The organism is Frigoribacterium sp. PhB107, from assembly GCF_003751515.1.
Lineage (GTDB): Bacteria > Actinomycetota > Actinomycetes > Actinomycetales > Microbacteriaceae > Frigoribacterium.
In genome coordinates this window covers 442,176-455,126 of the sequence record NZ_RJKU01000002.1, presented here as the reverse complement: position 1 = coordinate 455,126, position 12,951 = coordinate 442,176, and the positions used below count along the sequence as shown (strand labels likewise).

General features: G+C 74.3%; 14 protein-coding genes. 2 read left to right on the top strand and 12 right to left on the bottom strand.

Features of this window, described 5'->3' with window-relative positions:
* Positions 1-99: 99 nt before the first annotated feature.
* Entirely contained in the window at positions 100-396 is a 297-nt protein-coding gene (gene groES / locus EDF18_RS10370; RefSeq protein ID WP_123355202.1) for a co-chaperone GroES, read from the bottom strand.
* A 141-nt stretch (positions 397-537) separates the two neighbouring features.
* Between groES and EDF18_RS10365 the strand changes: the two genes are divergently transcribed.
* Positions 538-1,725, top strand: coding sequence for an SAM-dependent methyltransferase (locus tag EDF18_RS10365; RefSeq protein WP_123547726.1), 1,188 nt, complete (start codon positions 538-540; stop codon positions 1,723-1,725).
* 87 nt (positions 1,726-1,812) lie between these two features.
* On the opposite strand, the gene EDF18_RS16155 is transcribed toward EDF18_RS10365, so the two are convergent.
* The 6 genes from EDF18_RS16155 to EDF18_RS10335 all read right to left on the bottom strand — a co-directional run bounded on the left by EDF18_RS16155 (position 1,813) and on the right by EDF18_RS10335 (position 6,633).
* Entirely contained in the window at positions 1,813-2,817 is a 1,005-nt protein-coding gene (locus tag EDF18_RS16155) for a hypothetical protein (RefSeq protein WP_148050079.1), read from the bottom strand.
* A gap of 166 nt (positions 2,818-2,983) precedes the next feature.
* A complete protein-coding gene (locus EDF18_RS10355; protein ID WP_123547724.1) occupies positions 2,984-3,361 on the bottom strand; it encodes a DUF4190 domain-containing protein in 378 nt (125 codons plus the stop codon).
* Between the two features lie 101 nt (positions 3,362-3,462).
* A complete protein-coding gene (gene tsaD, locus EDF18_RS10350; RefSeq protein ID WP_199732437.1) occupies positions 3,463-4,497 on the bottom strand; it encodes a tRNA (adenosine(37)-N6)-threonylcarbamoyltransferase complex transferase subunit TsaD in 1,035 nt (344 codons plus the stop codon).
* Positions 4,498-4,559: 62 nt separating this feature from the next.
* On the bottom strand, positions 4,560-5,150 hold the full coding sequence (gene rimI / locus EDF18_RS10345) for a ribosomal protein S18-alanine N-acetyltransferase (RefSeq protein ID WP_123547722.1): 591 nt from the start codon (positions 5,148-5,150) through the stop codon (positions 4,560-4,562).
* Positions 5,147-5,821 (bottom strand): tRNA (adenosine(37)-N6)-threonylcarbamoyltransferase complex dimerization subunit type 1 TsaB, encoded by a 675-nt coding sequence (gene tsaB / locus EDF18_RS10340; RefSeq protein WP_123547721.1) that lies wholly within the window; start codon positions 5,819-5,821, stop codon positions 5,147-5,149. Before tsaB ends, rimI begins: the two co-directional genes overlap by 4 nt.
* A 65-nt stretch (positions 5,822-5,886) precedes the next feature.
* Positions 5,887-6,633 (bottom strand): SDR family oxidoreductase, encoded by a 747-nt coding sequence (locus EDF18_RS10335; protein WP_123547720.1) that lies wholly within the window; start codon positions 6,631-6,633, stop codon positions 5,887-5,889.
* A gap of 165 nt (positions 6,634-6,798) precedes the next feature.
* Here EDF18_RS10335 and EDF18_RS10330 point away from each other — a divergent pair, with 165 nt between their 5' ends.
* The gene (locus EDF18_RS10330; RefSeq protein WP_123547719.1) at positions 6,799-7,641 is read left to right on the top strand and encodes a helix-turn-helix transcriptional regulator; all 843 of its coding nucleotides are present in this window, start codon (positions 6,799-6,801) and stop codon (positions 7,639-7,641) included.
* Here EDF18_RS10330 and tsaE read toward each other — a convergent pair.
* The 5 genes from tsaE to glmS are packed head-to-tail and all read right to left on the bottom strand — an operon-like array spanning position 7,628 to position 12,808.
* Positions 7,628-8,197 carry a tRNA (adenosine(37)-N6)-threonylcarbamoyltransferase complex ATPase subunit type 1 TsaE gene (gene tsaE / locus EDF18_RS10325; protein WP_369878355.1) on the bottom strand — a complete coding sequence of 190 codons (570 nt, stop codon included), beginning with the start codon at positions 8,195-8,197 and terminating at the stop codon, positions 7,628-7,630. The two genes, EDF18_RS10330 and tsaE, sit on opposite strands and share 14 nt — an antisense overlap.
* A 2-nt stretch (positions 8,198-8,199) precedes the next feature.
* Entirely contained in the window at positions 8,200-9,393 is a 1,194-nt protein-coding gene (alr, locus tag EDF18_RS10320; RefSeq protein ID WP_123547717.1) for an alanine racemase, read from the bottom strand.
* Positions 9,390-10,478, bottom strand: a complete 1,089-nt coding sequence (alr, locus tag EDF18_RS10315) for an alanine racemase (RefSeq protein ID WP_123547716.1) — start codon at positions 10,476-10,478, stop codon at positions 9,390-9,392. The genes alr (EDF18_RS10320) and alr (EDF18_RS10315) overlap by 4 nt, the downstream gene beginning before the upstream one ends.
* A complete protein-coding gene (locus tag EDF18_RS10310) occupies positions 10,475-10,918 on the bottom strand; it encodes a holo-ACP synthase (protein ID WP_123547715.1) in 444 nt (147 codons plus the stop codon). The genes alr (EDF18_RS10315) and EDF18_RS10310 overlap by 4 nt, the downstream gene beginning before the upstream one ends.
* Before the next feature lie 30 nt (positions 10,919-10,948).
* Positions 10,949-12,808: a glutamine--fructose-6-phosphate transaminase (isomerizing) gene (gene glmS, locus EDF18_RS10305; protein WP_123547714.1), complete on the bottom strand. Its 1,860-nt coding sequence runs from the start codon at positions 12,806-12,808 to the stop codon at positions 10,949-10,951.
* Positions 12,809-12,951: the final 143 nt, after the last annotated feature.

Sequence of the window (12,951 nt, the reverse complement as noted above, 5' to 3'; positions counted from 1 at the left end):
TCCTGCCACGCTGGCTCGCTCCGCTGCCGTTCCCGGCCGGGGACGACGAAGGCCCCCGCCTTGGCGGGGGCCTCCGGGTGGAGCAGGTGCGTCGTCTGCCTAGCGGACGATGACGGCGAGGACGTCGCGCGCCGAGAGGACGAGGTAGTCCTCGCCAGCGTACTTGACCTCGGTGCCGCCGTACTTGCTGTAGATGACCTTGTCGCCGACGGCGACGTCGAGCGGCACGCGGTTGCCGTTGTCGTCGATGCGACCCGGTCCGACCGCCACGACCTCGCCCTCCTGGGGCTTCTCCTTGGCGGTGTCGGGGATCACGAGGCCGGAAGCCGTGGTCTGCTCGGCTTCGACCTGCTGGATGACGATGCGATCTTCGAGCGGCTTGATGGAGACCGACACGGTTGACCTCTGCTTTCTCGGAACTTCGTAGAACGTGGGCTGGCACTTGCCACGTGCGAGTGCCAGAACAACTGTAGAGCCGAACTGGCACTCGGTCAATCCGAGTGCCAGAGTCGGTCGGCGATGGGCGAGACTGGTGCCATGGACACTGCTGAGCTCCTCGACGTGCTCTCGCCCGAGGGGCTCCGACTGCTCGACTCGCTCCCGCCGTGGAGCGCGTCCGACGACGTCGTCGGCGCCGTCGCGGCGCTCCGCCGGCAGGGCCACTCGCCCTCCCTGGTCGCGGCCGTGCTGAGCCAGTCCCGGCTCCGGGCCAAGGCCGTCACGAAGTTCGGCGACTTCGCCAGCCGCATGCTCTTCACCGAGGCCGGTCTCGAGCAGGCCACGCGCCTCCCCGTCGCCGCCCGCCACGCCGGCCGCTACCGGGCCGCCGGGCTCGGCAGCGTCGCCGACCTCGGCTGCGGCATCGGCGGCGACGCGCTCGCGCTGGCCGCCCTCGAGCTCGACGTGCTGGCGGTCGACCGCGACGAGGTCACCGCGGCCGTCGCCTCCTACAACCTCGCGCCCTGGGCTTCGTCGCGCGTCGTCCAGGGCGACGCCGCGACGGTCGACGTCGGCGACGTCGAGGGCGTGTTCCTCGACCCGGCGCGCCGCACGGCCGGCCACGCCGCGACGAGGCGGCTGGCCGACCCGGCCGACTGGTCGCCCTCGCTCGACGTCGCGTTCGGCTGGGCCGAGCGCCTGCCCACCGGGGTCAAGCTCGGCCCCGGCGTCGACCGCGAGCTGCTGCCCGCCGACGCCGAGTGCCAGTGGATCTCGGTCGACCGCGAGGTGGTCGAGGTCGGCGTCTGGTTCGGGCCGCTCGCCCGCCCCGGCGTGGGCAGGGCCGCGCTCGTCGTGGGAGCGCACGGCACGGCCGAGCTGACCGCGCCCGCCGACTCCGACGACGTCGAGGTCGGCGAGCTCGGCGAGTACCTCTACGAGCCCGACGGAGCCGTCATCCGCGCCCGGCTGATCGGCGACCTGGCTCGGCGGCTCGGTGCCCGCACGCTCAGCCGGGACATCGCGTGGCTCACCTCCGACGAGGCGGTCGAGACGCCGTTCGCCCAGGTGTTCCGCGTCGTCGAGACGTTCCCGCTCGACGAGAAGACCCTGAAGCGCGAGCTGCGCACCCGGGGCATCGGCCGGCTCGAGATCAAGAAGCGCGGCGTCGACGTCGACCCCGCGGCGTTCCGCAAGCGGCTGTCGCTGCAGGGCACGCACGCCGCGACCCTGGTGCTGACCCGGGTGGCCGGTCGCCACACCGCGCTGCTCTGCGAGCGCGTCTGACGACTTGCCGCCCACGTGGCCGGTCGTCCTGACGGCCCGCCGCCCGGACGACCTGCCCCTCTGACGACCTGCCCCCGGAGGCGCGGGTCAGGACTGCCCGTACCCGCCGTCGAACGTGCCGGACGACCCGCCGGGCATGCTCGCGAAGAAGACGATCAGCCCGATCCAGATGACCACCGCGAGGGCGATGCCCGCGTAGCCGACGATGAGGCCCGGCAGCCAGAGCTTGCGCGACTGCCGCTCACGCCGGCCGGCGATGTGGCCGAGCACGACCGCCGCGATCGAGAACACGACACCGCCGCCGAAGGTGACGATGACCCCGAGGAACCCGACGATCGACGCGACGAGCGACAGGATGCTGAGGACGCTCGAGGGCTTCGTGGCACCCGCCGAGGCGTAGGGCGAGTACGCCGCGCCGTACGGCTGCTGCGGGGCGCCGTACGGCTGCTGCGGGGCGCCGTACGGCTGCTGCGGGGCGCCGTACTGCTGCGGCGGCGCTCCGTAGGGCTGCTGCGGGGGCACGCCGTACTGCTGCTGAGTCGCGCCGTACTGCTGCTGCGCGGGAGCACCGTACTGCTGCGGGGGCACGCCGTACTGCTGCTGCTGCGGGCCGCCGTAGGGCTGCTGCCCCTGCTGGCCCGGCTGGCCGTAGACGGGCCGAGGCGGAGCCTGCGGCGCACCGTACGGAGCCGACGCCGGAGGCTGCGGCGCACCATACGGAGCCGACGCCGGAGGCTGCGGCGCACCATACGGAGCCGACACCGGAGGCTGCGGCGCACCATACGGAGCCGACACCGGAGCCTGCGGCGCACCATACGGAGCCGACGCCGGAGCCTGCGGCGCACCATACGGAGCCGACGCCGGAGGCTGCGGCGGGGACGACGCGGCGCCCGGTGCGACGAACGGGTGGTGCGAGGGCTGGGGCGCGGGCGGCTGCGAGGCGGCGCCGGGGAAGGCGGTGGGCGGCAGCGGCGGCGACGAAGCGGGTCGGTCGTGGTCGCCCGACGAGGCAGATGCGTGCTCGCCCGACGGGGCGGGCGCGGGAGACGAGCCGGGTGCCGGCTGCTCGGTGTTCGGGTCGTCGGTGGCCATGAGGAGCCTTTCGCGTGCGGGGCTGCTGCGGACGAGTCGTGCGGTCGGCACGCTCAGGATGCGGGAACGGGGCCCGCGCCGGTGAGCGCGGACCCCGTCATGCTATCCACCGAGTCGAGGAGGACGGCTGGTCACCTCGGCGGCGGGCTGGCGACCCGCACGGTGGCTAGTAGTTGCTGTACTCGCCAAAGCCTTCCGCGGAGCCGACGGCGAAGATGAAGACGAAGAAGACGATCGCGAGGATGATGCCCAGCGCGATCGCGGCGTAGCCGAGGATCGTGCCCCACAGCGCCATGCTGCGGCCCTCTTCGCCGGTCTTCTTGATCTGGCTCAGCGAGATGTGGCCGACGACGATGGCGCCGATGCTGGCGATGCCCGTGAAGAAGCCGGCGATGCCGAGGATCAGGGCGACGAGGGCGAGCGAGTTTCGCTGGGCCGGGGCGCCGTAGCCGCCGTTCGGCGCCGGGGGCGCCTGGTACGGGTTCTGCTGGTAGGCGTCCTGCTGGTAGGGCTGGCCCTGGGGGGCCGGGTTCTGGTCGGTCATGTCCGGGGTCTCCTTGGTCGTGAGGCCCCCACCTTAGCGTGGGGGGCCAGCGGCGGCTCGGCAGCGCACGGGGGCTGTGGACGGCCTAGGCGCGGTGCGCGTCAGACCTGGACGACCGTCACCGGCAGCGTGGAGTCCGCCCCGAAGTCGAGCGGCGACGGCGCCCGCCCCCGGGAGACGAGCTGTGCGCCGAGGGCCGCGATCATGGCGCCGTTGTCGGTGCAGAGCGACAGGGGCGGCACGCGCAGCTCCACTCCGGCTGCCGCGCAGCGCTCCTCCGCGAGCTGCCGCACCCGGGCGTTGGCGACGACTCCCCCGCCGAGCAGCAGGCGCGGCACGCCGAGCTCGGCGCACGCGTCGAGCGCCTTCGTGAGCAGGACGTCGGCGACCGCCTCTCGGAAGCTGGCCGCCACGTCGGCGACCGGCACCTCCTGCCCCTCGTCGCGGCGGCGCTCGACCCACCGGGCGACGGCGGTCTTGAGCCCCGAGAACGAGAAGTCCCAGCGGTGGGCCGCCCTGTCCTTCGGCAGGGTGAGGCCCCGGGGGAACCGGATCGCGGCCGGGTCTCCCCCGACGGCGACGCGGTCGATGTGCGGCCCGCCCGGGTAGGGCAGGCCGAGCAGACGGGCGACCTTGTCGAAGGCCTCGCCCGCCGCGTCGTCGATGGTCTCGCCGAGCAGCTCGACGTCGTCGACGAGGTCGCGCACGTGCAGCAACGAGGTGTGGCCGCCCGAGACGAGCAGGGCGACGGTCGGCAGCTCGAGGTCGCTGCCGTCGTCGCGCAGCACGTCGGCGCCGACGTGCCCGACGAGGTGGTTCACGGCGTAGAGGGGCTTGCCGGTGGCCAGCGCGAGCGCCTTGGCCGCGCCGACCCCGACCATGAGGGCGCCGGCCAGCCCGGGGCCGCTCGTGACGGCGATCGCGTCGACCTCGTCGAGCGTCAGCCCGGCCTCGGCGAGCGCCCCGCGCAGGGCGGGCTCCATCGCGTCGAGGTGGGCGCGGGCGGCGACCTCCGGCACGACGCCGCCGTAGCGGGCGTGCTCGTCCATCGACGACGAGATGACGTTGGCGAGCAGCTCGGTGCCGCGCACGATGCCGACCCCGGTCTCGTCGCAGCTGGTCTCGATGCCGAGCACGACGGGGCCACGGCCCACGTCGGCGACCCGGACGGCGCCGGTCGAGGAGGCGGTGGTCTCGGTCACGACAGGGGCCCGCTCTCGCTCGTCTCGGGCACGACGACCGCGGGCGCCGTCGAGGGCACCGCCGTGGGCACCGCCGTGGGCTCCGTCACGGGCTCCGTCACGGGCCCCGCCGGCTCGGTCGTCGTCGCCGGCACCCGCAGCCGCATGACCACCGCGTCGACGGCGTCGGGCATGTAGTAGCGGGGGCGCACGGCGATCGCCTCGAAGCCGAGCGACTCGTAGAGGCTCTGCGCCCCGGGGTTGTCGGCACGCACCTCGAGGAACACCTCGCGGACGCCCCGGCGCCGGGCCTCCGCGATCATCTGGCCCATCAGCGCGCGTCCGAGCCCCGAACGCCGAGCCTCGGGCAGCACGGCGATGGTCTGGACGTCGGCGTCGGGGGCGCCGGGCAGCACCATGAGCCCGCCGTAACCCACGATGCGGGTGTCATCGGCGTCGGGCGTGGCGACCAGGTAGAAGCCGTCGCGGGAGGCGAGCTCGTGCGCCATCCCCTCGCTCGACCAGGCGTCGTTCACGAAGACCGACGTCTCGATCGCCATGACGGCGTCGAGGTCGTCGACGGAGGCGCGTCGCAGCCGGAAGCTCACTGGCTGACCGTCTTCGGCCGGGCAGCAGGGGTGACGTCGGGCTCGCGCAGGTAGAGGGGAGCAGCGTCGGCGAACGGCCGGCCGTGCTCGAAGAGCCGCTCGGCCAGCATGCCCAGTGCGCCGGCCGAGACGACGGTGTCGTCGGGGTCGGTGCGGGACCAGGTCGAGGAGGCGCCGGTCGCGTCGTCGAGGAGCGCCGGCACCACGAGCGCCGGCCCCCCGACGGACACGGGGAGGCCGTCGTCGTCGAGGCCCGACCACGCCGTCCAGGCCACCTCACGCCGGCGCGCGTCGGTGACGACCACGAGCGGGGAGTCGAGGCGACCGCCCGCGTCGGAGACCGACCTGCCGGCCGCGGCGCTGAGGCGCTCGAAGGCGACGGCGTCGTGGCTGCCGACGGCGAGGCAGGGCACTCCGGCGCCGAACGCGTAGGCACGGGCGGCGACGATGCCGACCCGGAGACCGGTGAACGGGCCGGGCCCGACGCCCGCGACGACCGCGCTGAGGTCGCGCGCGGCGACGCCGGCCTCGGTCGTGACGGCCTCGATCAGCGTGCCGATCACCTCCGCGTGCCGACGTGTGTCGGCGACGGACCGCTCGGCCAGGACCCCGCCGTCGCGGTCGACGACGGCGACGGCCGTGCCGGCGGAGGTGTCGATGGCCAGGATCACGAGGTCAATCGTAGGCGGTGCCGCCGACGCGGCCCGCGCCTCCTCGTCTCGACTGGGACGGCCGGTCAGCGGTGCTGCGAGAGCAGCGCGAGCACGTCCGCGTGGCGCCCCTCGGCCTCGGCGTCGCGGAGGAACCGCACGCGCCGCACGAGCACCTCCTCGACGTCGGGCTGCTGCTCGAGGATCTGCACGGTCTCGTCGAGGAACTCGTCGAGCGGCATGGCCGACTCGTCGTCCTGCTGGCCCATCAGCGTGGTCTGCACCGCCGGCGGCACGAGCTCGACGACCTGGAGGGGCGTGTCGGCCCACTGCACGCGGAGGCTCTGCGTGAACGAGTGCACTGCCGCCTTCGTGGCGGAGTAGGTCGGCGTCACGGGCAGGGGCACGAACGCCAGGCCCGACGAGACGGTCATCAGCACGCCGTCCGGCTTGGCCGCGAGCCAGGGGCCGAACGCGGCGGCGGTGCGGATCGTGCCGAGCAGGTTCGTCGTGACGATCGACTCGGCGACGTCGAGGTGCGCAGGGTCACGGAGGTCCTCGGGGAGCATGATGCCCGCCATCGTCACGACGACGTCGAGGCCGGGGTGCTCGCGGGTGACCGTCTCGAAGGCCGAGCGGATCGACTCGGGGTCGGCGACGTCGAGCTCGACGGCGTGCACGCCGGGGTGCGTCGCGACGATCTGGTCGAGCAGCGCACGGCGGCGTCCCGCGACGATCACGGTGTCGCCGCGGGCGCTCAGGCGCTCGGCGAGGCCGAGGCCGATGCCCGACGTGGCGCCGGTGATCAGGACGGTGTTCCCGGTGGTCTTCATGGTGTCTCCTCGATCGTGTGGGCCGTCGGTGTCGTCCGGCGGCGTCGGGGCCCGGGGCCCCGTCGCAGCCCAGCCTGCGCCGCGCCTCCCCGCCCGGGAAGGGAGCGCCCATCGGGGGAGCGCCGGTCCCTGGTCCGCGCCGCCGCCAGGGGCGAGGATGGGCCCATGGACCGTCCCGGACTCGCCGAGTTCCTCCGCGCACGCCGCGAGGCGCTGCAGCCCTCCGACGTCGGCCTGCCCTCCGGCGCCCGTCGTCGCACCGTCGGCCTGCGGCGGGAGGAGATCGCCTCGGTCGTCGGCATGTCGTCCGACTACTGGGCCCGCCTCGAGCAGCGCCGGGGGCCGCAGCCCTCCGACCAGATGCTCACGGCCATCGCCCGCGGGCTGCGCCTCGACCTCGACGAGCGCGACCACCTGTTCCGCCTCGCCGGCCACGAGGCTCCCCGCCGTGCACGCCGCTCTCCGCACGTGAGCCCCGGCCTCATGCGCGTGCTCGACCGCCTCGACGACACTCCCGCCCTCGTCATCACCGAGCTCGGCGAGACCCTGGCGCAGAACCGGCTCGCCGCCGCCGTCTTCGGCGACGGGCTCGGCTGGACCGGCCTCGACCGCAGCGGCATCCACCGCTGGTTCGCCCACCCGGAGGCGCGCGGCCAGTACCCGGAGCACGACCACGAGCACCAGGGCCGGCTCCAGGTCGCGCAGCTGCGCGTCGCCGCGTCGATGCCCGATCCCGATCCGCTGGCGGCGCGCGTCGTGGCGAGCCTCCTCGCCTCGAGCGACGAGTTCCGTCGCTACTGGGACCTGCAGGAGGTGGGCAGCCGCTTCGACGAGCACAAGACCCTGCGGCACCCCGAGGTCGGCGAGATCGAGGTGCACTGCCAGGCGCTCTTCACCGAGGACCAGTCGCAGGTGCTGCTCGTGCTCACCCCCGTGCCCGGGTCGGGCGCCGCCGAGGCGCTCGGGCTGCTCGGCGTCGTGGGAGAGCAGCGCTTCAGCCGGTCGTGAGCCGGACGCCCTCCCAGCGCGGGCCGTGCGCCGTGATCGTCAGGCGGCGCGGCTCGTCGGCGACGTCGTCGGGGTCGGTGTCGGCGAGGCCGTCGGGGGCGGGGAGGCCCTCGGGGTCGCGGCCGTCGTCGCCGAGCTCGCCTCCCGCGCCGGTCGGGCGCTCGATCACGACGTCGAGCCACGACTCCGCCACACCGTCGAGCAGCCCGGCGCCCCACTCGACCACGACGACCGACCCCTCGTAGTCGAGGTCGAGGTCGTCGAGCTCGTCGGCGCCGCCCAGCCGGTACGCGTCGACGTGCACGAGCGGCACGCCCGAGGCCGTCGGGTGCGTGCGCGCGAGGACGAAGGTGGGGCTCGCCACCTGGCCGCGCACCTGCAGCCCGGCGCCGAGGCCGCGGGTCAGCGTGGTCTTGCCGGCGCCCAGCGGCCCCGTCAGCACCAGCAGGTCGCCGGCACGCAGCAGCCCGGCGAGCCGGCGGCCGAGCGCCTCCGTCGCCTCGGTGTCGACGAGGTCGCCGGCGAACAGCACCCGGCCCGCAGCAGGCGGCGGCACGGTCACGAGGACGCCCCGGCAGCCGTCCCGTCGGGCGCGGTCGCGCGGGGGTCGACTCCCCCGCCGGTCCTGCCGAGGTAGCGCCGCGGCACGCGCGCGCCGATGCGGCAGGAGACCTCCTCCGGGATGCTGTCGGTCAGGTCGGCCCACTCGCCGATGGTGAGCTCGCCGTCGTCGCCGGGGCCGAAGAGCAGCACCTCGTCGCCGACCTCGACCACGTCGTCGCCGACGTCGACGAGGAACTGGTCCATCGCGACGCGGCCCACGATCGGGTACCGCCGGCCGTGGATCGTCACCTGGGCTCGCTGCTGCGCACGCCGGCTCACGCCGTCCGCGTAGCCGAGGGGCACGAGGGCGAGCGTGGTGTCGCGCTCGGCCCGCCAGGTGTAGTCGTACGAGACGCCGGTGCCGGCCGCGACGCGCTTGACGCGCACCACGCGGGCTCCGAGGGTCAGCACGGGGCGGAGCCCGCGGTCGGCGGCGGTCACGCCCTCCGTGACGGGGTTGCCGTAGCCGTTCGAGCCCATGCGGACCATATCGAAGCGCCGCTCGGGGTGCTCCATGCCCGCCGAGCTGGACGACATGTGGCGCTTCTCGAACGTCGCCCCCAGCGCCTCCGCGTCCTCGAGCGCCCTGCGGAACACGAGGGAGGCGGCGTGGTCGTCGGCCTCGCTCGTCTCGGACACGTGCGAGAACGCGCCGCGCAGCCGCACCGTGCCCTCGTCGCGCAGCTCGACGGCGCGCGCGACGAAGGCGGGCCAGTCGGCGGGCAGGCAACCCTCGCGGTGCAGCCCGGTGTCGATCGTGAGGTGGACGAGCGCCTCATGGCCCGAGCCCGCCGCCCGGGCGGCGGCGGCGAACGACTCGAGCTGCTCGAGGGTCGAGACCCCGAGGTCGACCCGGAGCCGCACGGCGGCGTCCCAGTCCTCGTCGGGGCCGAGCTGCCAGGCGAAGAACGACGCCTCGTCGCCGACGCCCGCCCGGCGCATCTCGTACGCGGGCTGCGGCTCGACCGTGCCGAACCAGCGGATCCCCGCGGCGAGCGCCTCGGGAACGATCACGTCGGCGCCCAGCGAATAGGCGTCGGCCTTGACGATCGCGAGCACCTCGACCGGCGCCATGCGCTCGATCAGCGAGGTCAGGTTCGCCCGGTAGGCGGCCAGGTCGATCGTCGCGCGGCGCATCCAGGCCGTCATGCGGTGCTCCTCGGGAGTCGTGCGGAGAGCGAGGCGACGACGTCCCAGGTGATGCTGCCGGAGGCGCGGGCCCAGTCGTCGGCGCCCTGTCGCCCGAGCGCCGGGTCGCCGAACACGACGACCTCGTCGCCGACCTCGACCGGGTCGTCGCCGACGTCGATCACGAGGGCGTTCATGGCGATGCGCCCGCGCACGCGGTAGGTGCGCTGGCCGATCGTCACCGACGCGCGGTCGCTCGCAGCGCGGTCGATCCCGTCCGAGTAGCCGACCGGGACGACGGCGATGGTGGTGTCGCGCTCGGGCCGGAACAGGTACCCGTACGAGACGCCCTCGCCGGCGGGCACGCGCTTGGTCGACGTCACGGGCGCCGTCATCGTCAGGGCCGGCCGGAGACCCAAGTCTGCCGACGTGCGGTCGGGGAACGGGCTCAGTCCGTAGGCCGCCAGCCCGAGACGCACCAGGGTGGTGTGGGAGCCCTCGTAGTGCAGGGCCGCCGCAGACGCCGCGAGGTGCCGGAGCGGCGGCTCGACGCCCCGCTCGCCGAGGGCGGCGGAGGCACGGAGGAAGGAGGCGAGCTGCAGCCCGTCCTCCTCGGGCGACGTGTTCGAGAGGTGGCTCATCAGCCCCTCGACGGGCAGCAGGTCGCGCAGCTCGGCGGCCCGGTCGAACAGGGCGGGCCACTCGGACTCGACGGCCCCGTTGCGGCTGAGCCCGGTGTCGACGCAGAGGTGCACGGCGCGGACGCCCGCGGCGGCGGCCGCCTCGAGCTGCGCGAGGTCGGAGACCGCGGGTGTCACGTCGTGCCGAGCCGCCTGCTCGAACGTCTCGCCGGGCGCGTGCAGCCAGGCGAGCACCGGCGTGGTGATGCCCGCGCGGCGGAGCTCGAGGGCCTCGTCGAGGTCGGCGACGCCGAGCCAGTCGACACCGGCGGCCGCGAAGGCCCGGGCGCTCTCGACCGCGCCGTGTCCGTAGGCGTTCGCCTTGACGACGACCATCACGAGGGCGGAGCCCGCCCTCTCGCGGAGCACCCCGACGTTGTGGGCCAGGGCCGCCGTGTCGACGGTCAGCCGGACGTCCTGCGTCACGCGACCACCGCCTCCTCGTCCGACGAGCGCGACGAGCTCGCCGATCGCGCGGACGGCGCCTGGCCGGGCTCGGGCCCCTCGGCGACGACGTACGCGACCGCGACGCCGCCGTCGTGGCTGAGCGACAGGTGGAGGCGCGTCACGCCCCGCGAGTCGGCCAGCGACCGCGCTCCCCCGGTGAGCACGAGGCTCGGCGCCCCGTCGGGGTCCGACTCGACGACGACGTCGTGCCAGCGCACCCCGGCCGAGCCGCCCAGGGCCTTGATCAGCGCCTCCTTGGCGGCGAAGCGGGCGGCCAGCGACTCGACGCGACGGGGCGAGCCGTCGCGCAGCACCAGCTCGGCCTCGCCGAACAGGCGGGTGCGCAGGGCCGGCGTGCGGTCGAGCGAGCCCTCGAAGCGGTCCAGGTCGACCACGTCGACCCCGATGCCCACGATCACGATCTGCGGGGGTGTGTCATCGGCGGCCCGCTACTCGACGGTGACCGACTTGGCGAGGTTGCGCGGCTGGTCGACGTCCAGGCCCTTGGCCGCGGCGAGCTCCATCCCGAAGACGTGCAACGGCACGACGGCGAGCAGCGACTCGAAGAGCGGCGCGGCGAGCGGGATGTGCAGCACCTCATCGGCGAAGGGCAGCACCGCGGCGTCGCCCTCCTCGGCGATCGCGATGACGCGAGCACCTCGGGCGCGGATCTCCTGGATGTTCGAGACGACCTTCGGGTGCAGCGAGCGCGGGTCGCGGGGCGACGGCACGATCACGAAGACGATCTGGCCGGGCTCGATCAGCGCGATCGGGCCGTGCTTCAGCTCGCCGGCGGCGAAGCCCTCGGCGTGGATGTACGCGAGCTCCTTGAGCTTCAGGGCGCCCTCGAGGGCGATCGGGTAGCCCACGTGGCGGCCGAGGAACAGCACCGACCGCGTGTCGGCCATCCAGCCCGCCAGGGTGCGGATGCGCTCGGACGACTCGAGCACGCGCTCGATCTTCTCCGGGATGGCCTGGAGGTCGGTGACCTGCGCGGCGATCTCGTCGGTGCTGAGCGTGCCGCGGAGCTTCGCGAGGTGCAGCCCGAGCAGGAACAGGGCCGTGCCCTGGGCGACGAACGCCTTGGTCGACGCGACGGCGACCTCGGGGCCGGCGTGCGTGTAGATGACCGCGTCGGACTCGCGCGGGATGGTCGAGCCCTGCGTGTTGCAGATCGACAGGACCTGCGCGCCCTGCTCACGGGCGTACTTGACGGCCATGAGCGTGTCCATGGTCTCGCCGGACTGGCTGATCGAGACGACCAGCGTCTTCTCGTCGAGCACGGGGTCGCGGTAGCGGAACTCGTGCGCGAGCTCGACCTCGACGGGCACGCGGGCCCACTGCTCGATGGCGTACTTGCCGAGGATGCCGGCGTAGGCGGCGGTGCCGCAGGCGATGACGATGACGCGGTCGACCGTCACGAGGCGGTCGGCGACGCCGTCCAGCTCGCGGAGCGAGACGACGCCGCCCGACACGCGGCCGAGCAGGGTCTTCGCGACGGCCTCGGGCTCCTCGCTGATCTCCTTCGCCATGAAGCTGGACCAGCCGCCCTTGTCGGCGGCCGAGGCGTCCCAGTCGATCTCGAACTCGCTCGTCTCGACGGGGGCGCCGTCGAAGTCGACGACCTCGACCGAGTCGGGGCGGATGGTGACCAGCTGGTCCTGGCCGATCGACATGGCACGACGGGTGTGGGCGACGAACGCCGCGACGTCGCTGCCGAGGAAGTTCTCGCCGTCGCCGAGCCCGATCACGAGCGGCGAGTTGCGGCGGGCGCCGACGACGACACCGGGCTGGTCCGCGTGCACGACGAGGAGGGTGAAGGCGCCGTCGAGGGTGGCGACGACGGTGCGCAGCGCCTCGGCGAGGTCGCCGGTGGCGCGGTAGGCACGGGCCACGAGGTGCGCCGCGACCTCGGAGTCGGTCTCGCTGAGGAACTCGACGCCCTCGGCGAGCAGCTCGGCCTTGAGCTCGGAGAAGTTCTCGATGATGCCGTTGTGGATGAGGGCGAGCTTGCCGTCGTCGGCGAGGTGCGGGTGCGCGTTCTCGTCGGTCGGGCCGCCGTGGGTCGCCCAGCGGGTGTGGCCGATGCCGGTCTGGCCGTCGCGCAGGGGGTCGGCCTCGAGGTCGTCGACCAGCACCTGGAGCTTGCCGGCCTTCTTGCGGCTGTCGAGCGCGCCGTCCGCGCCGATGACCGCGACCCCGGCCGAGTCGTAGCCGCGGTACTCGAGCCGCTTCAGGCCGCCCAGCAGCACCTCGACGCTCTTCTCACCGGCTCCGGCAGAGCCCACGTATCCCACGATTCCACACATGCAGACGATCCTAGGGCGTCGGCGCTGGTCGGTCGGCGAGGCCCCCGGGCGTGGCCCGGCGGGGCCCGGGGAGACGACCCGACGAGCCCTCTCGAGCCTGCCGCGCCGGCTCCGCGGCACGCCCGGGTGCGCCGGGCGGCCGA